This is a genomic window from Pseudomonas grimontii, assembly GCF_007858185.1.
In the GTDB taxonomy this organism is placed as follows: domain Bacteria; phylum Pseudomonadota; class Gammaproteobacteria; order Pseudomonadales; family Pseudomonadaceae; genus Aquipseudomonas; species Aquipseudomonas grimontii.
In genome coordinates, this window is the sequence record NZ_VFES01000022.1 from 64,914 (window position 1) to 85,964 (window position 21,051).

A 21,051-nucleotide genomic window follows, 5' to 3' on the forward strand; every position below is an offset into this window, starting at 1 on the left:
TCAGGCTTAGAATGCTCGTCTACTTACTGATCAGGGCCATTTGTCATGCTTCCTGAATGCCAGTTGTTCGGCACCCTGGGTTGCCATCTTTGTGAAATTGCCGAAGCCGAAATCATGCCGCTCGTCGAGCGCGGGTTGCTGGTCGAGTTGGTTGATATCGCCGACCCCGAAGACCTGACCGACGCCTACGGCCTAAGGATTCCGGTGCTTCGAAGGGTAGATACCGGAGCTGAACTGGATTGGCCTTTCGACACTGATCAGGTTGTCGCCTTCCTTCGCTGACGTTTAGGCGATGGCGAGTTTCCGAATATTACGTTACTGTATGTTTGTACAGCGATTGAATAGAGGGAACGCCCGTGGTGAATGTTGAACAACTGAAAAGCAGCGTCAATCGCATGTCTGCCGATGTCGTGCGCGACGCGGTGAACGAGCTGCGCCTCGACGGCCTGGTCACGGAAGGCAAGACGCCGTTTAACAAAGTGCATTTCAATACCTGCTTTGCGGAGATCGAGGCGTTGTTCCAGCGCGCCGGTTATCACAAGCAGCTTGATGTGGTGGGCTATCAGGGCCTGTTGTACGCGCTTTACGATCCCGGTCGCTGGGAAGCGGTGGACGTGCTGCGCTGGCTCAAGGAGTTCACCGAGGCGGCGAGTGCTTCGCCGATCCTGCGCGCGGAATTGGTCAAGGCCTGAGATCTACCCTAGGCTCAATCCCGCTTCGTGCGGGATAATGCCCGCCTGTTTTTCCAGGCTTCGAGCACTTCATGTCTACATCCGCTTTTTCTGCGTCCCAGCACCAAGCCAGCACCCTGTACCTGCCACCTGGCCCGTGGGCGACGGTGCTGGAGTGCCTGTGCGAGCACTTTGCGGCGATCAGTCGTGAACACTGGCTGGACCGCATCGCCCGGGGACGGGTGCTGGATGTCAACGGCAGCCCGATCAGCCTGGACCTGGCCTACAAGGAAGGCCTGTGCATCTATTACTTCCGTGAAGTACCCAACGAAAAAGTGATCCCGGTGCAGGAAACTATCCTGTACGCCGACGAGCACTTGGTCGTGGCGGACAAACCGCACTTCCTGCCCGTGACCCCGGCCGGCGAGTACGTCGAGCAAACCCTGCTGCGCCGCCTGATCCGCCGCCTGGACAACCCTGCGCTGGTGCCGCTGCACCGTATCGACCGGCACACCGCCGGGCTGGTGTTGTTCTCGGCCAACCCCGCCAGCCGCTCGGCCTATCAGCAGCTGTTTCCCACGCGCCAGATCGATAAATTCTACGAAGCCATCGCCCCGGCCTTACCTGGGCTGACGTTCCCGTTAGTGCACAAAAGTCGCCTGGTGGATGGCGAACCTTTCTTCCGCATGCAGGAAGGCCCCGGCGCCAGCAACACCGAAACAGCCGTGGACGTGCGGGAAAAGAACGGCGACTTATGGCGTTACGGCCTGTTTCCCGTGACCGGCAAGAAGCACCAGTTGCGTGTGCATATGACCGCGCTGGGGGCGAGTATCTGCAACGATCCGTTCTACCCGGACGTGATCAAGGATGCTGTGGACGATTACGCCAATCCCCTCAAGCTGCTGGCCCAGGGCGTGCGGTTTATCGACCCCGTCACCGGTGAAGAACGCAGCTTCCGCAGCCGGATCACCCTCGACTGGTGACCCCCGGAAACGACAAGGCCCGCGCGAGGCGGGCCTTGTGTGCAAGCGCTAAGACTTACAGGTCTTTAACGGTGCGAACCTGATCTTTGTTGATGCGGGTACGCTTGCCGTCAAGCTGTTCGAATTCGTAGAAACCCGAATCTTCGTTGTATTTCGGGGTGTCGACGGCCTGGATTTCGCGACCGTCATTCAGGGTGATCACTGTCGGCGAGGCGCAACCGGCGAGGGTAGCGAGGCCCAGTGCAAGCATGAGAGCGGCGATGGTCCGGTGAGTCATGGGTGTTGTCTCCGAGAGAATACTTTTTGATTGCTGACCTTGTGACGTGTGAGACGTCGCCAAAGTTCCTTAAGCGAAGCTTCATTCTGACACGTCAAACCTTGGGCGCAACAGCTCTGGTGTATTCAGGTTGGCCAGGCGCGGGTCATCGGTTGGGCATTCCAGGCCCACGCCGCCCAATTGCAGGAGGATCTTTCGGGGGCTGCGTTCACCGGCATGCCAGGCTTGTTCTACCTCGGTTTGCAGGCCGATGGGGATGATGCAGATCAAGGGTTCCCAGAATTCACCGTGGCGCACCATCACCGGCAACAATGGATTGCGTTGTGCGGTTTCACGCAGGTCGGCGAGCAGTCGGGCATCGATATGGGGCACATCACACGGCAGGATCAGCAGGTGCTCATGGCGCGCGGCGGCCAGGCCCGCGCGGATACCGGCCAGCGGGCCGGGGAAGTCCGGGCTGTCGTCGCTCACCAACTGGTCGGCATAGGGCGCGTACTGCGCCTGGTTGCGGTTGCACGAGATGATCAAGTCATCGGTCAGTGGCCGCACCAGGCGCTGCAAGTGTGCGATCAAGGGCAGGCCGTGCCAGTCCAGCAGGCCTTTATCCTGGCCGCCCATGCGCTGGCCGCGGCCACCGGCCAACAGCAGGATCGAACAGGGCAGGGGTATTGAATCGAGTGGCATGTGGGTTCCGCGCAGGCAGCTGAACAGGGGCCTGTGATATAACATCGGGCTGTTCCTTCGACAACCGGACCGTGCCATGAAAGCCAAGGCCGATGCGCCCTTCGTAGCCCTGAATATCGCTGTATTGACCGTCAGCGACACCCGCACCCTGGACACCGATACCTCGGGCCAGGTCTTCGTCGACCGCCTCACTGCCGCCGGCCACAACCTGGCCGAGCGTGTGCTGCTCAAGGACGACCTCTACAAAATCCGCGCCCAGGTCGCCCACTGGATCGCCGAAGACGTGGTGCAGGTTGTGTTGATCACCGGCGGCACCGGCTTCACCGGCCGCGACAGCACCCCCGAAGCCGTCAGCTGCCTGCTCGACAAACAGGTCGATGGCTTTGGCGAACTGTTCCGCCAGATCTCCGTGGCCGACATCGGCACCTCCACCGTGCAATCCCGCGCCCTGGCCGGCCTGGCCAACGGCACCCTGGTGTGCTGCCTGCCGGGCTCCACCAATGCGGTGCGCACCGGTTGGGATGGGATCCTCGCCGAACAACTGGATAACCGTCATCGCCCGTGCAATTTCGTGCCGCACCTGAAGCTCGCCGAACCCTGTGAATCCCGTGGGTAAGCCCGGCAAGACCGGCGCCCTGATGCCGGTAGAACAAGCCCTGCAGCAGCTGCTGGCGATGGCCGACGCCGCGCCCATCCGCGAGCAGCAACGGCTGCCCCTGGCCGAGTGCGATGGTCGGGTGTTGGCGCAGGACCTGGTCTCCACCCTCGACCTGCCGCCCTGGCCCAACAGCGCCATGGACGGTTACGCCATATGCCTGGCGGATTGGACCGGTGAACCGTTGCCCGTCAGCCAGCGTATCTTTGCCGGCCAGGCGCCGCAGCCGCTGGCCGCCGGCACTTGCGCACGCATCTTCACCGGGGCGCCGGTACCGGAAGGCGCGGACTGCGTGGAAATGCAGGAAAACGCCGTCGTCCACGCCGATGAGCGCGTGAGCTTTACCGAGCCGTTGCGCCCAGACCAGAACATTCGCCCCCAGGGCCAGGAAACCACCGTCGGCGAGTTAGTGCTCGCGGCCGGTACGCGCCTGGGCCCGATCGAGCTCGGCCTGGCGGCATCCCTGGGCCGTGACCGCCTGGACGTGATCCGCCGCCCGCGTGTCGCCGTGTTGTCCACTGGCGATGAACTGATCGAACCCGGTTTGCCGCTCGGTCCGGGCCAGATCTACAACAGCAACCGCCGCGTGTTGTGCAGTTGGCTGAAGCGCATGGGTTGCGAAGTCATAGACGCTGGCATCCTGCCGGATGACCTGGAACAGACCCGTTCCAGACTGGCAGGCTTGAGCGCGGTGGATCTGATTTTGTCCACGGGCGGTGTGTCGGTGGGCGAGGCGGACTTCCTCGGTATCGCCCTGCGCGAAGAGGGTGAACTGGCGTTATGGAAGCTGGCGATCAAGCCGGGCAAACCCCTGACTTTTGGCCATTTCCGTGGCGTGCCGGTGATCGGCCTGCCGGGTAACCCGGCTTCGACCCTGGTGACCTTTGCGCTGTTGGCGCGCCCGTACTTGCTGCGCCGCCAAGGTGTAGCAGACGTAGAGCCGCTGCGTTTCGACGTGCCGGTGGGGTTCACCTGGCCCAAGCCGGGCAATCGTCGCGAGTATCTGCGCGGGCGCATCGAGCAGGGCAAGGCGATCATCTACCGCAACCAGAGCTCCGGCGTGCTGCGCAGTGCGGCGTGGGCGGAGGGGTTTGTGGAGGTGTTGGAAGGCACGACGCTGGACATCGGTGATCGAGTCAATTTCATCCCGCTAAGCGAAGTCTTGAATTGACCCCAATCCAAATGTGGGAGGGGGCTTGCCCCCGATGGCGGAGTATCAGTTACCTAACTTGTGTAGCTCAAACCACCGCTTATCGGGGGCAAGCCGCCTCCCACATTTGAACCTGTATATGCCTGTGGCTATTCAGTAGTCGTCGCCACGCTCGGTCACATCCCGCTCCACCGGCCCCGCATCCGGGTCATAGCCCACCGGGAACTTGCCTTTCAAGGTCCAGGCAAACGCGATGATTTCGGCAATCGTGCGGTACAACTCTTCCGGAATACTGTCGCCCAACTCCATGCGTGCCAGCAGTTTCACCAGCTCGGCGTTCTCATAGATAGGCACTTCATTTTCCCGCGCCAACTTGAGGATGGCTTCAGCCAGGGCGTCATCGCCCTTGGCGGACAAGGTCGGGGCTTGTTGGCCGTCGTACTTGAGGGCAATCGCCTGGCGCGGCGGGTTGGCGTTCTTCATGCGGTCTCATCCACCCAGCGTTGTTCCAGTCCGGTTTTTGGCCCGCGCGGCGGTGTGCCGAGGTGGCAATCCAGGTCGCCGACGTTGATGCCCGAAGTCACCAGCCGTTCGCGTAGATTGCCCAGATGGCTTTCGATCAGGCTGGCGGTGAAAGGTCGCGTTGCCCAAAGCTGGCTGGACAGTTTGCCCTGGGTCAGTTGCGCCTGGACCTGCAACGGCCCCAGAGGCTCCATGTCGAAGGCCAGTTCGACGCGCCAGAGCATTTGCTTCGGATCTTTTTTGTCCTTGCGTTCGGGTTGGTCCTTGTCCGGCGCCGGCTCTTCGCGCTGGAACTTGACCTGTAATGGCACGATGTCTTGCAGGGTGCGCATGGGGATTTCCAACTGCCAGGTGGTTTGCAGGCGGCCGTCGGCGGTGGTGCCGGTTTGCTCCAGGCTCGACAGCTGGTGGCTCTGTAAGCGGGAAATGGCCCCGGCGGCCAGGCGCAGCAGATTTTCCAGGTCGCCTTCGCCCTCCAGTTTGGCCATCAGCCGTTCCGGCAGCGGGAAACCTGCGGGTACCTGGCGCGCGCCGACCTGACCGAGGGTGCCCAACGGGCTGCGTACGAAGTTGGGCAGCACTTGGGCCAGGGTGTTGGCGGCAAGAATGGCATTCAGGTTGGTGCTGGCGGGCAAGGCAGGCAGTAGGTCGGCGACCAGGCGCAGCAGCGCGCCCTTCATATCCAGCGGCGGCACTTGCGGGTTTTGCCCAGCCAGCAATTTGGCTTCAAGAAAGGCTCCGCTGTTCTGGATCACCTGGGCCAGCACCTTGGGGTTGCTCACCTGTGCCAGGTCGGGCAAGGCGGCCAGTAAACGATCCGCCGCAGCCCGCAGTTCGGTGGAGGTACTGTCACCCCGGGGCAGGTTCTGCAGGGCGGTGAACACCGCGTCCAGCGAGCCCTGGCGACTTTGCTGGGTCGACAGTTGCTGGGTGACGGCCAATTGATCCTTGAGGCCGCTCAACGGCACGAAGTTCAAGGTTTGCGCGTTCTGCACCACGGCGCTGAGCAAGCTGCCCACGCGCAACGGTTGCGGGCTTTCCACGGTCAGGGTCGCACCCGCCAGGGCGTTATTGAGCACCGTCACCAACGAGCGGTAGACCGCCGGCTGCGCCGTGCCCTGGGGCAGCAGTTGTGTAGTCAGCACCTTGGCCTGCAGCAGGGTGCCTTCCGGCATCCTGGCCGTATCGATACGGGTGAGGGCGGCAACGTTGGCGCTCAAGGCTTGTTGCAGGCTGATGGTCAAGTTGCCGGCGGGTGTCTGGCTCACCGCCACGTTACTGCCCAACGGCAAGGGTTGTGCGCTGCTGGCTTGCACCAGCGTCTGGCGGCCGCCTTCAAGGGTCAGCTTCAGCAACAGCTGAAACGCCTCACCGCCTTGTTTCAGGGCGAGCACCTCGGCGTTCACGGTTTTGCCCGGGTCGATCAGCCCGGTCTGCGGCTCCAGTAGTTTCAGCAGTGCCCCAGGCGCAGGCGCAGGGCTTTGCCCGGCTGCCGGGGTGGGAGGGAGCGTAGGAAGGTTGATCTCGCCGGTCATCGTGCGCATCGTCTCTGGGGAAATTGCCCTCTTTAGCGTAGGGCATCGCATGTATAATGCCGCCCGTCTGCAAAGAGAGCGGTAAAAACCTCACAACTATTTGATCCAGCTCTCTAAAATCGGTCGCCAAAGCCGTTATTGTGCTTCTTTCTATAACGGCCGCTGCACCGCCGACTTGAACCGTAAAGGCCCGCGATCTCTTGACCAGCCCTCTTCTTGAAGCCGTAGCGCTCTCCTGTGAACGCGACCTGCGTCTGCTGTTCGAGCATCTCGACCTGTGTGTGGCGGGCGGCGACATGGTGCAGATCAGCGGCCCTAACGGCAGCGGCAAGACCAGTCTGCTGCGTCTGCTGGCCGGCCTGATGCAGCCCACGGCGGGTGAAGTTCGGCTGAACGGCAAGCCGCTCAACGAACAACGCACCGAACTGGCGCGCAACCTGATCTGGATCGGCCACGCCGCCGGAATCAAGGACGTGCTCACCGCCGAAGAAAACCTCAGCTGGCTCAGCGCCCTGCACCATCCCGCGAGCCGCGAAGCCATCTGGCAGGCCCTGGCCGCCGTGGGCCTCAAGGGTTTCGAAGACGTTCCCTGTCACACCCTGTCCGCCGGCCAGCAGCGCCGCGTGGCCCTGGCGCGCCTGTACCTGCCGGGCCCGCCGCTGTGGATCCTCGACGAACCCTTCACCGCCCTCGACAAACAAGGCGTCACCCAATTGGAAGAACACCTGGCGCGACATTGCGAGCAGGGCGGCCAGGTGGTGCTCACCACCCACCACACCCTGGCGCGCATGCCTGTCGGTTACCGCGACCTTGACCTGGGCCGGTGGTCGGTATGAGTGTGTTTGCCTTGTTGGTCGCCCGCGAAGCGCGGTTGCTGTGCCGTCGTCCGGCCGAATTGGCCAATCCGCTGGTGTTCTTTGCCATCGTGATCGCGTTGTTCCCGTTGGCGGTCGGCCCCGAGACTAAACTGTTGCAAACCTTGTCGCCGGGACTGGTGTGGGTCGCGGCCCTTTTGTCCGTCCTGCTCTCGCTGGACGGGCTGTTTCGCAGTGATTTCGAAGACGGTTCCCTCGAACAGTGGGTCCTTTCGTCGCACCCCCTGCCACTTCTGGTACTGGCCAAGGTACTGGCACACTGGGCTTTTTCCGGCTTGGCGCTAGTCTTGCTCTCGCCACTGTTGGCAATGATGTTGGGATTGCCCAGCGAGTGCCTGCCGATCCTGCTGCTGAGCCTGCTGCTCGGCACTCCGGTACTCAGCCTGTTGGGGGCAGTGGGTGCCGCGTTGACCGTCGGTTTGAAGCGGGGTGGCCTGTTGCTGGCCCTGTTGATTCTGCCTTTGTACATCCCGGTACTGATCCTGGGCAGCGGCGCGTTGCAAGCCGCGCTCATGGGCATGCCGGCGACCGGTTACCTCCTGTGGCTTGGCAGCCTGACCGCCTTGGCGGTAACCCTGACACCCTTTGCTATAGCCGCCGGCCTGAAGATCAGCGTCGGTGAATAATGAGGTCTGACCAAGCGGCACTGTCAGCTCTTCAACATAAGAAAGACCCTACGCTTCTCGCCATGACGAGAAGCAACCGTGAGAAACAGCAATGAACTGGACCTGGTTTCACAAGCTCGGCTCGCCCAAATGGTTCTACGGCATCAGTGGCAAACTGCTGCCTTGGTTCAGCATCGCCGCCGTGTTGCTGATCGGCATCGGCCTGGTCTGGGGCCTGGCCTTCGCGCCGCCGGACTACCAGCAAGGCAACAGCTTTCGCATCATCTACATCCACGTGCCCGCCGCGATGCTGGCCCAGTCCTGCTACGTGATGCTGGCGGTGTGCGGCGTCGTCGGCCTGGTGTGGAAGATGAAACTCGCGGACGTCGCCCTGCAATGCGCCGCGCCCATCGGTGCGTGGATGACCGCCGTGGCGCTGGTCACCGGCGCGATCTGGGGCAAACCCACCTGGGGTTCGTGGTGGGTGTGGGATGCGCGACTAACGTCCATGTTGATCCTGCTGTTCCTGTACTTCGGTCTGATTGCGCTGGGCAATGCGATCAGCAATCGTGACAGCGCCGCCAAGGCCTGTGCGGTGCTGGCGATTGTCGGCGTGATCAACATCCCGATCATCAAATACTCGGTGGAGTGGTGGAACACCCTGCACCAGGGCGCTACCTTCACCCTCACCGAAAAACCGGCGATGCCCGTGGAAATGTGGGCGCCGTTGCTGCTGATGGTGCTGGGGTTCTACTGCTTCTTCGGCGCCGTGCTGCTGATGCGCATGCGCCTCGAAGTGCTCAAGCGTGAAGCCCGCACCAGCTGGGTCAAGGCCGAAGTGCAAACCTGCCTGGGAGCGCGTGGATGAGTTTTGCTTCTTTCAGTGATTTTCTCGCCATGGGCCACCACGGCCTGTATGTCTGGACGGCCTATGGCATCTGCCTGGCCGTGCTGGCCCTCAACGTCGCCGCGCCGATCCTGGCCCGCAAGCGTTACCTGCAACAAGAGGCGCGTCGTCTGCGCCGGGAGACCGAAAAGTGAATCCGCTGCGTAGAAAGCGTCTGTTGATCATCCTTGCCATTCTGGCCGGCGTCAGTATTGCCGTGGGCCTGGCGATGAGCGCCCTGCGGGAGAACATCAACCTGTTCTACACCCCGACCCAGATCGCCAACGGCGAAGCGCCGCTGGATACACGCATCCGCGCCGGCGGCATGGTGGAGAAGGGTTCGCTGAAGCGTTCCGGCGATTCCCTCGACGTCACCTTCGTGGTCACCGATTTCAACAAGGCCGTGACCATCACTTATCGCGGCATCCTCCCGGACCTGTTCCGCGAAGGCCAGGGCATCGTCGCCCTGGGCAAGCTCAACGCTGATGGCGTAGTGGTGGCCGATGAAGTGCTGGCCAAGCACGATGAGAAATACATGCCGCCTGAGGTGACCAAAGCCCTCAAGGACAGCGGCCAGTCCGCACCAATCCCAGCGAAGGAGGGCTAAGTCATGACGTCCGCACTGTTTATTCCGGAGTTGGGCCAATTGGCGATGATCCTCGCCCTGTGCTTTGCCATCGTCCAGGCCGTGGTGCCGTTGCTCGGCGCCTGGCGGGGTGACCGCCTGTGGATGAGCCTGGCGCAGCCGGCCGCCTGGGGCCAGTGTGCGTTCCTGGTGTTCGCGTTTGGCTGCCTGACCTACGCCTTTATGACTGACGACTTTTCCGTCGCCTATGTGGCCAATAACTCCAACAGCGCCTTGCCGTGGTACTACAAGTTCAGCGCGGTATGGGGCGCCCACGAAGGTTCGTTGCTGTTGTGGGCATTGATCCTCGGCGGCTGGACCTTCGCGGTGTCGGTGTTCTCGCGCCAGTTGCCGCAAGTCATGCTCGCGCGGGTGCTGGCGGTGATGGGCATGATCAGCATCGGCTTCCTGCTGTTCCTGATCATGACCTCCAACCCGTTCACCCGCATCCTGCCGCAGATCCCAGCGAACGGTCACGACCTCAACCCGCTGTTGCAAGACATTGGCCTGATCGTGCACCCGCCGATGCTCTACATGGGGTACGTCGGTTTCTCCGTGGCCTTCGCCTTCGCCATCGCCGCCTTGCTCGGCGGGCGTCTCGATGCGGCCTGGGCGCGCTGGTCGCGGCCGTGGACCATCGTCGCCTGGGCCTTCCTCGGCATCGGCATCACCCTCGGGTCGTGGTGGGCCTACTACGAACTCGGCTGGGGCGGCTGGTGGTTCTGGGACCCGGTGGAAAACGCCTCGTTCATGCCATGGCTGGTGGGGACCGCACTGATTCACTCGTTGGCCGTCACCGAAAAACGCGGTGTGTTCAAGAGCTGGACCGTGTTGCTGGCCATCGCAGCATTTTCCCTCAGCCTGCTCGGCACTTTCCTCGTGCGTTCGGGCGTGTTGACCTCGGTGCATGCCTTCGCCTCCGACCCGGAGCGCGGCGTGTTCATCCTGATCTTCCTGCTGTTTGTGGTCGGCGGCTCCCTCACCCTGTTCGCCCTGCGCGCGCCGGTGGTCAAGAGCCAGGTCGGCTTCAACCTGTGGTCGCGGGAAACCCTGTTGCTGGGCAATAACCTGGTGCTGGTGGTGGCCGCGTCGATGATCCTGCTCGGCACCTTGTACCCCTTGGTGCTGGATGCCCTGAGCGGCGCCAAGCTGTCCGTCGGCCCACCGTACTTCAACGCGTTGTTTATTCCGTTGATGGGCCTGTTGATGGTGGTGATGGCGGTCGGCATGCTGGTGCGCTGGAAGGACACCCCGGTCAAATGGCTGGCTGGCATGTTGATGCCGGTGCTGCTCGGCAGCGTGGCCCTGGCCGTGGTCGCCGGGATTGTCTATGGCGACTTCAACTGGGCGGTGCTCGCCACCTTCCTGCTCGCCGCCTGGGTGTTGCTGGCCGGTGTGCGTGACATCTTCGACAAGACCCGTCACAAAGGCCTGGTCAGAGGCCTGCCGACCCTGACCCGCAGCTACTGGGGCATGCAGATTGCCCACATCGGCATCGCCGTGTGCGCCCTCGGCGTGGTGCTGTCCAGCCAGAACAGTGCCGAGCGCGACCTGCGCCTGGCGCCGGGTGAGTCCATGGACCTGGCCGGTTACCAGTTCATCTTCGAAGGCGCCAAGCACTTCGAAGGGCCGAACTTCACGTCAGACAAAGGCACCGTGCGCGTAGTCCGCAACGGCAAGGAAATCGCCGTGCTGCACCCGGAAAAACGCCTTTACACCGTACAAAGCTCGATGATGACCGAAGCCGGCATCGACGCCGGTTTCACCCGTGACCTCTACGTGGCCCTGGGTGAACCCCTGGGCGAGGGCGCCTGGGCCGTGCGGGTGCATGTGAAACCGTTCGTGCGCTGGATCTGGTTCGGTGGTTTGCTCACCGGCTTTGGTGGTTTGCTCGCGGCGCTGGATCGCAGGTATCGGGTCAAGGTCAAGAGCCGGGTGCGTGAAGCGCTGGGCATGCAAGGAGCGGCGGTATGAAGCGTTGGTTGATGGTGTTGCCGCTGGCATTGTTCCTGGTGGTCGCGGTGTTTCTGTATCGCGGCTTGTACCTGGACCCGGCCGAGTTGCCCTCGGCGATGATCGGCAAGCCGTTCCCCGCGTTCAGCCTGCCGACCGTGCAGGGTGACAAGACCCTGACCCAGGCCGACCTGCTCGGCAAACCGGCGCTGGTCAACGTGTGGGGCACCTGGTGCATCTCCTGCCGCGTCGAGCACCCGGTGCTGAACAAGCTGGCCGAGAAGGGCGTGGTGATCTACGGCATCAACTACAAGGATGACAACGCGGCGGCCCTGAAGTGGCTGGCGGAGTTTCACAACCCGTACCAGCTGGATATTCGTGATGAAGACGGCAACCTCGGGTTGAACCTCGGCGTGTACGGCGCCCCGGAAACCTTCTTTATCGACGCCAAGGGCGTGATCCGCGACAAATACGTCGGCGTGATCGACGAAGTGGTGTGGCGCGAGCAACTGGCCGCCAAGTACCAGGCGCTGGTCGACGAGGCCAAGCCATGAAGCGCCTGTTAGCCGCTGCCGTGCTGGCGCTGGGCTTGGCCGGGATGGCCCACGCGGCCATCGACACTTACGAATTCGCCAAGGACGGTGACCGCGAGCGTTTCCGCGAATTGACCAAGGAACTGCGTTGCCCCAAGTGCCAGAACCAGGACATCGCCGACTCCAACGCGCCCATCGCCGCCGACCTGCGCAAGGAAATCTTCCGCATGCTGGGGGAGGGCAAGGACAACCAGCAGATCATCGACTTCATGGTCGACCGCTACGGTGATTTCGTGCGCTACAAACCGGCCCTCACCGGCAAGACCGCGCTGCTCTGGTTCGGCCCTGCCGGGCTGCTGCTGGCTGGCGTCGTAGTGATGGCCGTGATCGTCCGCCGTCGCCGCGCCGCACCTACCGATGGTTCCGACGCGCTATCCCCCGAAGAGCGCCAACGCCTCGACCAATTGCTGGACACCAAGACTGATGATTGATTTCTGGCTCGCAGCCGGCTTGCTGCTTCTGATTGCCCTGAGTTTCCTGTTGATCCCTGTGTTGCGCGGCCGCCGCGCCCAGCGTGAAGAGGATCGCACTGCGCTGAACGTAGCGCTTTACCAAGAACGCGTCGCCGAGCTGCAAGTGCAGCAGGACGAAGGCGTGCTCAACGCCGCGCAGCTCGACACCGGTCGCGCCGAAGCCGCCCGCGAGCTGCTGGCCGACACCGAAGGTGTGGAAAAGCCCCGCGAATCGCGCCTGGGTAAACCGCTGCCATTGCTCGCCGCCGTCCTCGTGCCGGTGCTCGGCCTTGGCCTGTATATGCACTTCGGTGCCAGTGACAAGGTTGAACTGACCCGCGAATTCTCCCAGCCGCCGGTGTCCATGGAAGACATGACCCGCCGCCTGGAGCGCGCCGCCGCCGCCCAACCGGATTCGGCGGAAGGTTTGTACTTCCTCGGTCGCGCCTACATGGCCCAGGACCGTTCCGCTGATGCGGCCAACGTCTTTGAACGCACCGTGGCGCTGGCCGGTCGCCAGCCGGAATTGCTCGGCCAATGGGCCCAGGCGCAGTACTTTGCCGACAACAAACAATGGTCGCCCAAGGTCCAGGCGCTGACCGACGAAGCCTTGAAGCTCGACCCGAAGGAAGTCACCAGCCTCGGCCTGCTGGGTATCGCCGCGTTTGAAGGCCAGCGCTATCAAGAGGCAATCGACTACTGGAGCCGCCTGCTGGCCCAATTGCCACCAGAAGACAACTCCCGCGCAGCGCTGCAAGGAGGCATCGACCGCGCCGCCGAGAAGCTCAAGGAAAGCGGTGGCACCGTCGCGCAAAAGGCGGTGATGAAAGTCCGCGTGGACCTGTCCGCCGAGGTCAAGGCCAAAGCCCTGCCTACCGACAGCGTATTCATCTTCGCCCGCGCCGTGACAGGCCCGCCGGCACCCTTGGCGGCCAAGCGCGTCACCGTTGCCGAACTGCCCGTCACCGTCGAACTCGGCGATGCCGACGCGATGATGCCGCAGTTGAAACTGTCCAACTTCCCCGAAGTCCAACTGGTTGCGCGCATATCCCGGGCCGGTCAACCGACCACTGGCGAGTGGATCGGCCGCAGCCAACCCTTGGCCAGCAGCACCACTGCGCTGCAGCAGCTGACCATCGACAGTCCGGACAAGTAATTCGAGGAAACGCCTATGACCGCATTTGCACGCATCACCCTGCTCAGCCTGGTATTGGGCCTGAGCGCCTGTGCGGTCCACCGCCCACCTCCCGCGCCGACCGGCCCGACCATCCCGCCGTCAGGCCCTTCGACCCAGCCAAGCACCAAGCCCTCAGGCCCGGTGACCCCGCCGCCGAAGCCACTGCCGAGCAAATCGCCTACCTTCGCCCCACCACCGGGCGCCGCCAGCCACTGGGACGGCAAGATGCAGGTGTACGTGCTGGACGACCAGCCCGACACCTTCTACCGCCAGCGCACCTACTACCGCTGGAGCAACGGCTGGAGCCGCTCCATCAGCCCCAATGGGCCATGGGAAGACACCGACGTGCAGGGCGTACCGCCGGGCTTGAGCAAGCAGTACGCGCAATGACAAAAGGCGACCTTCGGGTCGCTTTTTTCATGCCTGTGAAACCCATTCTTTCAAACACTGAAGATCAAATGTGGGAGGGGGCTTGCCCCCGATAGCGGTGTTTCAGTTAATTAATGTCTGACTGACATACCTCTATCGGGGGCAAGCCCCCTCCCACAGGAGATCTCCTCAGCCATCAAGCCACAGGACACTCCCGCTCCAGTGCCGCACCCACTAACAACTGCGCAATCTCAACCATCTGTACCACTGCCAGCACCTGCTTGCGGCTTGAGCTGCGGTGCTGAGGCCGGGGCGGACGCTGAAGATGATGTTGGGTGGGTTTTGCGGGGTGTCATCCGGGGAGGATGGCGGGGGATTTGGCGTGATTTTTTTCATGCAGTAAATCTCCATTCAGTTGGAGCTCACCACATCCGCGACCAAGCGGAAAGGCGGCGAGCTGTACGCAGGTTGGTCGACCAGGGAATGGAAATCCGGCAGGGCCGTAAGCCCTCCCACGCACAGCTCGTCATAACGCGAACACAATAATGCCGCTTGCGCGGCACTGTGCGCCGTTCTAATCCAGGCGACCAAGCCTGATCGCTGATGAGCAGCGACTGCGAGAGGCTAACGGTGCGTTATAGCTACTGCAGGCCACAGAGATCGTAGGAAACGTCCTGTTAGCGTTTCGCTGATTTGATTGATCACGCCAAGCATGGGAACGATCATTAGGAGATAGGCGGCAATATGATCAGGACCAGATTAACTCCCCACCCTTCAACGAGACGGACCCTCATGAACCTCTACGTCATACGCCACGGCGAAACGTGGGCCAACGCGGAGCACCGCTACCTCGGCGCACTCGACCCGGAACTGAGCGAGCGGGGCAGGGAACAGGCTGTTTTGCTCAGCAAAAAACTGCCTGACGGTATTGAGGTGTTGATCGTTTCTCCACGCCTGCGGGCGCGGCAAACGGTGCAGATTCTTAATCGTGTGTTAAACCTTGAACCGGTGACAATTGATAGCTTCCGCGAGCGCGATGTGGGTGTGTTCGAAGGGTTGACTCAGGCGGAGGCCAAGGCCATGCATCCAGCGCTCTGGGCACAGAACATTACGCGCCAATGGGCGGCGGGGCCTGACGGCGGTGAGTCGATTGCTGATGTGGTCATGCGAGTACACCAAGGCCTGGTCCAGTTAACGTCGCTTTATCCAACACAGGTTGTTTTGCTGGTGGCACATGGTTTTGTGGCAAAGGTGATTCGTGCATTGGCCAGAGGGGACTTCTCGGATTTCTACACCTGGCAGCTTTCAAATGGGGAGATGTTGGCCCTGGAAGATTTTCAATTGAAGATACTTCCGGCTGTCTCGCCCTTTGAAACGCACTGAATCACCGCCACAGGCGACTTTCAAAACCCCCCGGGGCTGCGCAAGCCCTACGCCCAGCAAATATTGAAGAGGCGCTCCCCGGCGCCTCTGCTCAGATGTTCATCAGTTTCGCCGCGATGGCATTCCAACCCGCTGGTTCTTGGATCATGGCCAAATAATCATGACCCGCGAAGAACTGACCCTGGAAGGTATGTTTCGCCATGATCTCCTTGATGATCAAAGTGGCGGGGCCCAGGCCGGTATTGCCGGTCCGGGCGTTGAGTGCCTGGCTTCGCACCTGGGTGGTTATCGCCGCGCCGAGCTGCATCTTTCTTTGTTCAAGCTGTTTGATCTGATCTGCTCGGGATAAGCCGGCGAGGCTGGCTTGCGGCATATCCGCGGCGCTGGGGTTCTGTTCAAGAAAGGCCGCCCACTGCAACTCCATGGCCGCCACCTTGCACAGCGCGGCGTATCGGTCGCTGACCAGGAGCCGGGCCAGTTCGAGTTGGAAGCTGACCATAATGAGCGGGATTTTCCCGACCAACCCGATGCCCGTAAATGAAAGCAAGGTCGATGTGGTCGACACGGCCATCTCTGTGCCTCGAAAGGCGAGCTTCTTGAGCTTGACCTCAATGGCCAGTTGCAGCCATTTGATCGCATCGCTGACTTGTTCATCGCCCGCAGCGAAGGGTTGATAAGCGGCGAGCAATTTGGACAGGTGCCGCAGATGTATCGCGGTAGAGGCCGTGGCAGAGGCATGCCTGGCTGCATAGAACGGCGCGGGAACAGGCGATATGGCCGGGCCCAGCGCCGCCACTCCCACCCCGGTTGCGTTAACACCCAGGCCCTTCAATTTGCGGTTGGCAAGCATCCTCTGTGTTTTCGGCGAGAGGCCACAGTTTCCGTTTTTGACAAAGTAAGGGTTGAGTTTTAACCCGCTTTGTTCGCAGACCTTCATATAACTTCTGGCGAGGCCGATCACTGATATGACCGGGTGTACACCGGCCAGCCCGGAGAGCAGGGCAAAGAATATGTCCTCCTTCGATTGTTCTGTTTGAGCGGTTTCACGTATTTGCGCGGCTATTGAGTCAGGCACTTTTTCGTCTCCGTTGTGGGGAGCGGTATCGGAAGCCGTACCGTAGGTAAGTGCTTTACTGCTGGCTGTAGGATTGTTCGGGAGGCAACCTCCAGTCGCCTATCAACCAGACAGAAAAGCCCATGACCCACCCTGGAAGCGGCGCGCGGCTGCCAGGCGCTGAACATGAAAGTATTGATGGGCGCGCCTAACGTGGTGCGTGGCGGGTCGCACTCCGGTAATGTGGCCGCCGCCGGCCTGGTTGCCGAGGGATTGCTGGATATACTTTCCAGTGACTACTACCCGGCCAGCCTGTTGCAGGTGGCGTTCTTGCTGGCCGACCTGGTCCAGGCCAGGCGCCGCTCAGGGCTGTCAGTGGTACAACAAGTCTGGCGACAAGCGAAGAGGGTGTTTTGATGGCAGGCAGGTTGATCTATCTCATCGGGCCATCGGGTTCGGGCAAGGACAGCCTGCTGGATGCCGCACGCCCACGCTTGGCCGAGCGCGGTTGCCGGATTGTGCGCCGCGTTATCACCCGCTCGGCGGAAGCGGCGGGTGAAGCGGCCCAGGGAGTGAGCCCGGAGCAATTCGCCGGGATGCAGGCCGAGGGCGCGTTTGCCCTCAGCTGGCACGCCAATGGGTTGTCTTATGGCATTCCCAAGGTCATTGACGAATGGTTGGCGGCGGGGGAGGACGTGCTGGTCAACGGCTCGCGCGCGCATCTGGCGCAGACCCGCGAGCGCTATCCGGACGTGTTGGTGCTGTTGCTGACGGTGGATCAAGCGGTCTTGCGCCAGCGCTTGATTGCGCGGGGGCGTGAGTCTTTGGCGGACATCGAAGCGCGCCTGGCCCGCAATGCGCGATTTACCCAAGAGCTGATCGCCGGCAATGGCGCCGGGTTGTTAGTACTGGATAACTCCGGCCCGCTGGAGCATACGGTCGAGCGTTTGCTGTTCTGCCTGGACCAGGGGCACTCGGCATGCGCCTGACCCTGCTCGGCACCGGTGACGCGCGGCCAGTCCCGGTGTATGGCTGCGGATGCGCCGCCCGTGCAGCGCGCTGATTGAAAGCGGCGACCAGCGCTGGGTGATCGATAGCCGCTTGCCCGACCTCAACGGTTCAACAACTGCTCCACATACTCCACAAACGCCCGCGCCTTGGCGCTCGCCATGCGCCCGCTGGGGAATACCGCCCACAGGTCCCTGGACGGTAATTTCCAATCGGTCAGCACGGTCTTGACCTCGCCACTGGCCAGTTCCGGCGCGAACATCCAGGTCGATGACAGGGTCAGCCCCAGATGGCTCAGCACGGCGGCGCGTACGCCTTCGGCTGCGGTGACGCGCACGCGGCCTTGGGCGACGAGGGGATATTGCTTGTCGCCCTGGGTGAAGTTCCAGTGCGAGCCTTCGCCACGGGTGTAGATGACCGCCTGGTGTTGCAGCAGGTCCGCCGGAGTGGCGGGTTCGCCGAAGCGTTCGAAGTAGGCCGGGGTGCCGAGGATAACGCAGGGCGATTCACCGATCTTGCGCGCCGTGAGGCTTGAGTCATTCAGGTTGCCCATGCGCAGGGCAACGTCGATGCCTTCCTCCACCAGGTTGAGGCTGCGGTCATCGAGCACCACGTCCACGTTCACACCTGGGTACTGCTCCAGGAACGCCCCCAGGTGCGCAATGATGTGCATGCGGGCGAAGGTCACTGGCGCACTGATCCGCAAGTTTCCCGAGAGCCCGGAGCCTGCACCGCGTGCCGCCTCGTCGGCCGCATCGGCTTCATCGATGGCGCGCTTGGCTTTATCGAAAAACGCCAGCCCCGCCTCGGTCGGCGTCAAGCCCCTGGTCGAACGCATCACCAAGCGTACCGCCAGGCGTGCCTCCAATTGCGCGACGCTCTTGGACACGGCCGGTTGGCCGATGCCCAGGCGCTTGGCCGCGGCCGAGAACGAGCCGGTCTCGACAACGTGGACGAAGGTTTCCATGGCGGTGAGACGGTCCATCGGGTGTTCCTTGCTGGATTGGGCGCATCGCGAGGCAGCGCGGCGTACAAGCCTAAGGGGAATGCCCAGGGGTGTCATCCGGTTGGCGGTTTTCAACATGGCGCAAAACAACCCAATCTGTATCGAATGGGGCGATGACTTCACCGCCACGGGTATCCAGATCCCCGATATTCCAGGCGCCGTCACTGCCGGGGACAGTTTTGAAGAGGCGTACAACGCCGCTGTGGAAGTCGCGCACACCCTGCTGCAGGAGATCGCCGCAGAGGGTGGGGTGATTCCGATGCCAACGTCGGTGGCCGATCATCACGCCCACGCAGACTATGCCGGGATGGGCTGGGGCATGCTGGAGTTGGACATCTCGCCCTACCTGGGCAAGACCGAGAAGGTCAATGTGACCTTGCCCGGCTATGTCATCCAACGCATCGACCGTTATGTGCGCGAGCACAAGGTCAAAAGCCGCTCGTCATTTCTGGCGAACGCGGCTTTGGAGAAGCTGGTGCGTTCTTAGGCGGTGGCGACAGCCGTTCGCCGCGACGCACTGAGGAACCGCAACAATGCCACCAGCGGGAACGCACTGCCCACCAGCATCACACCCAGCCAGCCGCCGTGTTCGTACACACTGCTGGCAATCGCCGAGCCGAACGCACCGCCGATGAAGATGCTGGTCATGTACAACGCGTTCAAGCGGCTGCGGCTGTTGGCGTCGAGTGCGTAGATGGCGCGTTGGCCGAGGACCATGTTCATCTGCACGCAGAAGTCCAGGACCACGCCGGTCACTGCCAGGCCGATCACGCTGTACAGCGGGTGCACAAAGGCCGGCAGGAAGCTCAGCACCGCAAAGACCATGGCCAGCAGCGATGCGCGGTGGGTATGGCCAGCATCGGCCAGGCGTCCAGCGATGGGGGCGGCAATGGCGCCGATGGCACCGACCAGGGCGAAGATCGCGATCTGGGTCTGGCTCAGGCCGTGGTTGCGCACCAGTTCCAGCGGGGCTGCGGTCCAGAACAGGCTGAACGTGGCGAACATGCAGCCTTGGTAAAACGCGCGTTGGCGCAGCAGCGGTTGTTCACGCAGCAGGGTGCCGAGGGAACGCAACAATTGGCCATAGCTGGCGCTGTGGTCCGGCTGGCGCTTGGGGATGGTCAGCATCAGCACCACGCTGATAAACGCCATCAGCGCGGCGGCGACCATGAACATCGCGCGCCAGCCAAAATGGTCCGCCACGACGCTGGACACCGGCCGTGCCAGCAGGATGCCCAGCAGCAGGCCACCCATGATGCTGCCGACGACCCGGCCCCGGGACTCGGCGGGCGCCAGGTGCGCGGCCAGCGGGATCAGGATCTGTACCGACACCGAGCTGAAACCGATCAGCAATGACACCAGCAGGAACAGGTTCGGTTGTTCGGTAAAGGCCGCGCCCAACAGGCTGGCAATCGCCACCACGGTCGTGATGATCATCAGCTTGCGGTTTTCCAGCAGGTCACCCAGGGGGACCAGGAAGAACAGGCCGAGGGCATAGCCGATCTGCGTCAGGGACACGATCAGGCTGGCCATCGCGGGGGTGAGGCCGATGTCGGGGGCGATCAGTTCGATGATCGGCTGTGCGTAGTAGATGTTGGCGACAATGGCACCGCAGCAAAACGCAAACAGCATCACCATGCTCCGGGTCATGGTGCTTGTAGCGTGGGAAGTAGCGTTCATGGTGTTCTCATAAAAGCGAATGAAAGTGAGGCGAGCCTAAAGACAACACCGTAGCCCGGGTAGGCCGCCGGCAGTGATAACACTCATGCCCGGTAATGATGAGTGAATCGTTAACTTTCTGCGCGAACGGCAATGATACAGTCAGCCCCAATTGCCGAAACAGGAAATCCATTGCGATGAAGATCACGTTGAACAAGATGCTCCTGGCTTCCACGCTTGCCGCCGCGATGGCGGTGGGGCTGGCGAATGCGGCCGAGGCGCCGCGCGTCGGTGTGCGCGGCGCCATCACCGCGATCGACGGCGACGCCCTGCACGTCAAGGTCAACAGCGGTGAAGAAGTCACCGTGCACCTGACCCAAGCGACCCAGGTGCGCGCCGTCACCCTGGCCAAGATCGATGAAATCAAGCCTGGCAGCTACATCGGCTCGGCCGCCATGCCCAACGCCGACGGCACCCTGACGGCGCTGGAAGTGCACGTGTTCCCACCGGCCATGGCCGGCACGGGCGACGGGCATCGGGCGTTCGACCTGAAGGAAGGCAGCAGCATGACCAACGGCACCGTCGGCGACCTGGTGGTCAGCAAAGGGCGGACATTGACCGTGAAATACAAAGGCGGCGAACAGAAGATCGTCGTGCCGGAGGACGTGCCGATCGTCAACCTGGAACCGGGGGATCGCAGCTTGCTCAAGCCGGGGGTGAAGGTGGTGTTGTTTGCGGCGCAGGGGGCGGATGGGAAAATCACTGCCCAGGCTATTTCAGCCGGCAAGGGCGGCGTGACACCGCCGATGTAACTGCAAAATACAGATCTAAATGTGGAAGGGGGCTTGCCCCCGATAGCAGAGGGACAGTCAACATATACAGTGACTGACACTCCGCTATCGGGAGTAAGCCCCCTCCCACATGTTGAC

At 62.3% G+C, this 21,051-nt stretch carries 26 protein-coding genes and 2 pseudogenes; 21 read left to right on the plus strand and 7 right to left on the minus strand.

Annotation, left to right across the window (positions count from 1 at the left end; all coding sequences use genetic code 11):
* The first annotated feature begins 45 nt into the window (after positions 1-45).
* The 3 genes from FIV39_RS26850 to FIV39_RS26860 all read left to right on the plus strand — a co-directional run bounded on the left by FIV39_RS26850 (position 46) and on the right by FIV39_RS26860 (position 1,654).
* Positions 46-282, plus strand: a complete 237-nt coding sequence (locus FIV39_RS26850) for a glutaredoxin family protein (RefSeq protein WP_090407224.1) — start codon at positions 46-48, stop codon at positions 280-282.
* Between the two features lie 74 nt (positions 283-356).
* A complete protein-coding gene (locus tag FIV39_RS26855) occupies positions 357-692 on the plus strand; it encodes a transcriptional regulator (RefSeq protein ID WP_090407222.1) in 336 nt (111 codons plus the stop codon).
* Positions 693-763: 71 nt separating this feature from the next.
* Positions 764-1,654, plus strand: coding sequence for a pseudouridine synthase (locus tag FIV39_RS26860; RefSeq protein WP_090407219.1), 891 nt, complete (start codon positions 764-766; stop codon positions 1,652-1,654).
* Between the two features lie 55 nt (positions 1,655-1,709).
* On the opposite strand, the gene FIV39_RS26865 is transcribed toward FIV39_RS26860, so the two are convergent.
* Both FIV39_RS26865 and mobA read right to left on the minus strand, forming a co-directional pair.
* Positions 1,710-1,931 carry a YgdI/YgdR family lipoprotein gene (locus FIV39_RS26865; RefSeq protein ID WP_090407216.1) on the minus strand — a complete coding sequence of 74 codons (222 nt, stop codon included), beginning with the start codon at positions 1,929-1,931 and terminating at the stop codon, positions 1,710-1,712.
* Between the two features lie 81 nt (positions 1,932-2,012).
* Positions 2,013-2,615: a molybdenum cofactor guanylyltransferase MobA gene (mobA, locus tag FIV39_RS26870; protein ID WP_090410092.1), complete on the minus strand. Its 603-nt coding sequence runs from the start codon at positions 2,613-2,615 to the stop codon at positions 2,013-2,015.
* A 76-nt stretch (positions 2,616-2,691) separates the two neighbouring features.
* Between mobA and moaB the strand changes: the two genes are divergently transcribed.
* Positions 2,692-3,231: a molybdenum cofactor biosynthesis protein B gene (moaB, locus tag FIV39_RS26875; RefSeq protein ID WP_090407214.1), complete on the plus strand. Its 540-nt coding sequence runs from the start codon at positions 2,692-2,694 to the stop codon at positions 3,229-3,231.
* Positions 3,215-4,441, plus strand: a complete 1,227-nt coding sequence (locus FIV39_RS26880) for a molybdopterin molybdotransferase MoeA (protein ID WP_090407212.1) — start codon at positions 3,215-3,217, stop codon at positions 4,439-4,441. The genes moaB and FIV39_RS26880 overlap by 17 nt, the downstream gene beginning before the upstream one ends.
* Positions 4,442-4,573: 132 nt before the next feature.
* Here FIV39_RS26880 and FIV39_RS26885 read toward each other — a convergent pair whose 3' ends face one another.
* Together FIV39_RS26885 and fliK are read right to left on the minus strand one after the other, a co-directional pair.
* The gene (locus FIV39_RS26885; RefSeq protein WP_090407209.1) at positions 4,574-4,903 is read right to left on the minus strand and encodes an EscU/YscU/HrcU family type III secretion system export apparatus switch protein; all 330 of its coding nucleotides are present in this window, start codon (positions 4,901-4,903) and stop codon (positions 4,574-4,576) included.
* Positions 4,900-6,477, minus strand: a complete 1,578-nt coding sequence (gene fliK / locus FIV39_RS26890; protein ID WP_090410090.1) for a flagellar hook-length control protein FliK — start codon at positions 6,475-6,477, stop codon at positions 4,900-4,902. Before fliK ends, FIV39_RS26885 begins: the two co-directional genes overlap by 4 nt.
* A 200-nt stretch (positions 6,478-6,677) precedes the next feature.
* Between fliK and ccmA the strand changes: the two genes are divergently transcribed.
* The 11 genes from ccmA to FIV39_RS26950 all read left to right on the plus strand — a co-directional run bounded on the left by ccmA (position 6,678) and on the right by FIV39_RS26950 (position 15,395).
* Positions 6,678-7,313, plus strand: coding sequence for a cytochrome c biogenesis heme-transporting ATPase CcmA (gene ccmA / locus FIV39_RS26895; protein ID WP_090407206.1), 636 nt, complete (start codon positions 6,678-6,680; stop codon positions 7,311-7,313).
* Positions 7,310-7,978 carry a heme exporter protein CcmB gene (gene ccmB, locus FIV39_RS26900; RefSeq protein WP_003172769.1) on the plus strand — a complete coding sequence of 223 codons (669 nt, stop codon included), beginning with the start codon at positions 7,310-7,312 and terminating at the stop codon, positions 7,976-7,978. Before ccmA ends, ccmB begins: the two co-directional genes overlap by 4 nt.
* Before the next feature lie 91 nt (positions 7,979-8,069).
* Positions 8,070-8,825, plus strand: coding sequence for a heme ABC transporter permease (locus FIV39_RS26905; RefSeq protein WP_090407204.1), 756 nt, complete (start codon positions 8,070-8,072; stop codon positions 8,823-8,825).
* Complete coding sequence (gene ccmD / locus FIV39_RS26910) at positions 8,822-8,998, plus strand: heme exporter protein CcmD (protein ID WP_003172771.1); 177 nt, start codon at positions 8,822-8,824, stop codon at positions 8,996-8,998. The genes FIV39_RS26905 and ccmD overlap by 4 nt, the downstream gene beginning before the upstream one ends.
* Positions 8,995-9,450, plus strand: coding sequence for a cytochrome c maturation protein CcmE (gene ccmE, locus FIV39_RS26915; RefSeq protein ID WP_090407201.1), 456 nt, complete (start codon positions 8,995-8,997; stop codon positions 9,448-9,450). The genes ccmD and ccmE overlap by 4 nt, the downstream gene beginning before the upstream one ends.
* A gap of 3 nt (positions 9,451-9,453) precedes the next feature.
* Complete coding sequence (locus FIV39_RS26920) at positions 9,454-11,442, plus strand: heme lyase CcmF/NrfE family subunit (RefSeq protein ID WP_090407198.1); 1,989 nt, start codon at positions 9,454-9,456, stop codon at positions 11,440-11,442.
* On the plus strand, positions 11,439-11,975 hold the full coding sequence (locus FIV39_RS26925; RefSeq protein ID WP_090407195.1) for a DsbE family thiol:disulfide interchange protein: 537 nt from the start codon (positions 11,439-11,441) through the stop codon (positions 11,973-11,975). Before FIV39_RS26920 ends, FIV39_RS26925 begins: the two co-directional genes overlap by 4 nt.
* Positions 11,972-12,445 carry a cytochrome c-type biogenesis protein gene (locus FIV39_RS26930; protein WP_090407191.1) on the plus strand — a complete coding sequence of 158 codons (474 nt, stop codon included), beginning with the start codon at positions 11,972-11,974 and terminating at the stop codon, positions 12,443-12,445. Before FIV39_RS26925 ends, FIV39_RS26930 begins: the two co-directional genes overlap by 4 nt.
* The gene (gene ccmI / locus FIV39_RS26935) at positions 12,438-13,622 is read left to right on the plus strand and encodes a c-type cytochrome biogenesis protein CcmI (RefSeq protein ID WP_090407188.1); all 1,185 of its coding nucleotides are present in this window, start codon (positions 12,438-12,440) and stop codon (positions 13,620-13,622) included. The genes FIV39_RS26930 and ccmI overlap by 8 nt, the downstream gene beginning before the upstream one ends.
* Before the next feature lie 15 nt (positions 13,623-13,637).
* Positions 13,638-14,033: a hypothetical protein gene (locus FIV39_RS26940; RefSeq protein ID WP_090407185.1), complete on the plus strand. Its 396-nt coding sequence runs from the start codon at positions 13,638-13,640 to the stop codon at positions 14,031-14,033.
* A 771-nt stretch (positions 14,034-14,804) separates the two neighbouring features.
* A complete protein-coding gene (locus tag FIV39_RS26950; RefSeq protein ID WP_090407182.1) occupies positions 14,805-15,395 on the plus strand; it encodes a histidine phosphatase family protein in 591 nt (196 codons plus the stop codon).
* 91 nt (positions 15,396-15,486) lie between these two features.
* Here the strand turns inward: FIV39_RS26950 and FIV39_RS33145 are convergent, their stop codons facing one another.
* Entirely contained in the window at positions 15,487-16,470 is a 984-nt protein-coding gene (locus FIV39_RS33145; RefSeq protein WP_186731564.1) for a hypothetical protein, read from the minus strand.
* 129 nt (positions 16,471-16,599) lie between these two features.
* Here FIV39_RS33145 and FIV39_RS26960 point away from each other — a divergent pair.
* The 3 genes and pseudogenes from FIV39_RS26960 to FIV39_RS26970 all read left to right on the plus strand — a co-directional run.
* A pseudogene (locus FIV39_RS26960) lies at positions 16,600-16,866 on the plus strand (alpha-D-ribose 1-methylphosphonate 5-triphosphate diphosphatase); the annotation flags it as partial.
* Positions 16,866-17,438: a phosphonate metabolism protein/1,5-bisphosphokinase (PRPP-forming) PhnN gene (phnN, locus tag FIV39_RS26965; RefSeq protein ID WP_090407180.1), complete on the plus strand. Its 573-nt coding sequence runs from the start codon at positions 16,866-16,868 to the stop codon at positions 17,436-17,438. The pseudogene FIV39_RS26960 and the gene phnN, both read left to right, overlap by 1 nt.
* Positions 17,429-17,562 (plus strand): annotated as a pseudogene (locus FIV39_RS26970) (phosphonate metabolism protein PhnP); the annotation flags it as partial. The gene phnN and the pseudogene FIV39_RS26970, both read left to right, overlap by 10 nt.
* Here FIV39_RS26970 and FIV39_RS26975 read toward each other — a convergent pair.
* Positions 17,561-18,442, minus strand: a complete 882-nt coding sequence (locus FIV39_RS26975) for a LysR family transcriptional regulator (protein ID WP_090407177.1) — start codon at positions 18,440-18,442, stop codon at positions 17,561-17,563. The pseudogene FIV39_RS26970 and the gene FIV39_RS26975 sit on opposite strands and share 2 nt — an antisense overlap.
* A gap of 97 nt (positions 18,443-18,539) precedes the next feature.
* Between FIV39_RS26975 and FIV39_RS26980 the strand changes: the two genes are divergently transcribed.
* Complete coding sequence (locus FIV39_RS26980) at positions 18,540-18,950, plus strand: type II toxin-antitoxin system HicB family antitoxin (protein ID WP_090407175.1); 411 nt, start codon at positions 18,540-18,542, stop codon at positions 18,948-18,950.
* Here the strand turns inward: FIV39_RS26980 and FIV39_RS26985 are convergent.
* Complete coding sequence (locus tag FIV39_RS26985; RefSeq protein WP_090407172.1) at positions 18,947-20,143, minus strand: MFS transporter; 1,197 nt, start codon at positions 20,141-20,143, stop codon at positions 18,947-18,949. The two genes, FIV39_RS26980 and FIV39_RS26985, sit on opposite strands and share 4 nt — an antisense overlap.
* Before the next feature lie 176 nt (positions 20,144-20,319).
* Here FIV39_RS26985 and FIV39_RS26990 point away from each other — a divergent pair, with 176 nt between their 5' ends.
* Complete coding sequence (locus FIV39_RS26990; RefSeq protein WP_090407168.1) at positions 20,320-20,934, plus strand: DUF5666 domain-containing protein; 615 nt, start codon at positions 20,320-20,322, stop codon at positions 20,932-20,934.
* The last annotated feature ends 117 nt before the right edge of the window (positions 20,935-21,051 follow it).

What these genes read in the sequence shown, in the direction of transcription:
- FIV39_RS26850 (WP_090407224.1), top strand. Translation starts at nt 46, where the DNA reads ATGCTTCCTGAATGCCAGTTGTTCGGCACCCTGGGTTGCCATCTTTGT.
- FIV39_RS26860 (WP_090407219.1), top strand. Translation starts at nt 764, where the DNA reads ATGTCTACATCCGCTTTTTCTGCGTCCCAGCACCAAGCCAGCACCCTG.
- FIV39_RS26865 (WP_090407216.1), bottom strand. Translation starts at nt 1,931, where the DNA reads ATGACTCACCGGACCATCGCCGCTCTCATGCTTGCACTGGGCCTCGCT.
- mobA (WP_090410092.1), bottom strand. Translation starts at nt 2,615, where the DNA reads ATGCCACTCGATTCAATACCCCTGCCCTGTTCGATCCTGCTGTTGGCC.
- moaB (WP_090407214.1), top strand. Translation starts at nt 2,692, where the DNA reads ATGAAAGCCAAGGCCGATGCGCCCTTCGTAGCCCTGAATATCGCTGTA.
- FIV39_RS26885 (WP_090407209.1), bottom strand. Translation starts at nt 4,903, where the DNA reads ATGAAGAACGCCAACCCGCCGCGCCAGGCGATTGCCCTCAAGTACGAC.
- fliK (WP_090410090.1), bottom strand. Translation starts at nt 6,477, where the DNA reads ATGACCGGCGAGATCAACCTTCCTACGCTCCCTCCCACCCCGGCAGCC.
- ccmB (WP_003172769.1), top strand. Translation starts at nt 7,310, where the DNA reads ATGAGTGTGTTTGCCTTGTTGGTCGCCCGCGAAGCGCGGTTGCTGTGC.
- FIV39_RS26905 (WP_090407204.1), top strand. Translation starts at nt 8,070, where the DNA reads ATGAACTGGACCTGGTTTCACAAGCTCGGCTCGCCCAAATGGTTCTAC.
- ccmD (WP_003172771.1), top strand. Translation starts at nt 8,822, where the DNA reads ATGAGTTTTGCTTCTTTCAGTGATTTTCTCGCCATGGGCCACCACGGC.
- FIV39_RS26920 (WP_090407198.1), top strand. Translation starts at nt 9,454, where the DNA reads ATGACGTCCGCACTGTTTATTCCGGAGTTGGGCCAATTGGCGATGATC.
- FIV39_RS26925 (WP_090407195.1), top strand. Translation starts at nt 11,439, where the DNA reads ATGAAGCGTTGGTTGATGGTGTTGCCGCTGGCATTGTTCCTGGTGGTC.
- FIV39_RS26930 (WP_090407191.1), top strand. Translation starts at nt 11,972, where the DNA reads ATGAAGCGCCTGTTAGCCGCTGCCGTGCTGGCGCTGGGCTTGGCCGGG.
- ccmI (WP_090407188.1), top strand. Translation starts at nt 12,438, where the DNA reads ATGATTGATTTCTGGCTCGCAGCCGGCTTGCTGCTTCTGATTGCCCTG.
- FIV39_RS26940 (WP_090407185.1), top strand. Translation starts at nt 13,638, where the DNA reads ATGACCGCATTTGCACGCATCACCCTGCTCAGCCTGGTATTGGGCCTG.
- FIV39_RS26950 (WP_090407182.1), top strand. Translation starts at nt 14,805, where the DNA reads ATGAACCTCTACGTCATACGCCACGGCGAAACGTGGGCCAACGCGGAG.
- phnN (WP_090407180.1), top strand. Translation starts at nt 16,866, where the DNA reads ATGGCAGGCAGGTTGATCTATCTCATCGGGCCATCGGGTTCGGGCAAG.
- FIV39_RS26975 (WP_090407177.1), bottom strand. Translation starts at nt 18,442, where the DNA reads ATGGACCGTCTCACCGCCATGGAAACCTTCGTCCACGTTGTCGAGACC.
- FIV39_RS26980 (WP_090407175.1), top strand. Translation starts at nt 18,540, where the DNA reads ATGGCGCAAAACAACCCAATCTGTATCGAATGGGGCGATGACTTCACC.
- FIV39_RS26985 (WP_090407172.1), bottom strand. Translation starts at nt 20,143, where the DNA reads ATGAACGCTACTTCCCACGCTACAAGCACCATGACCCGGAGCATGGTG.
- FIV39_RS26990 (WP_090407168.1), top strand. Translation starts at nt 20,320, where the DNA reads ATGAAGATCACGTTGAACAAGATGCTCCTGGCTTCCACGCTTGCCGCC.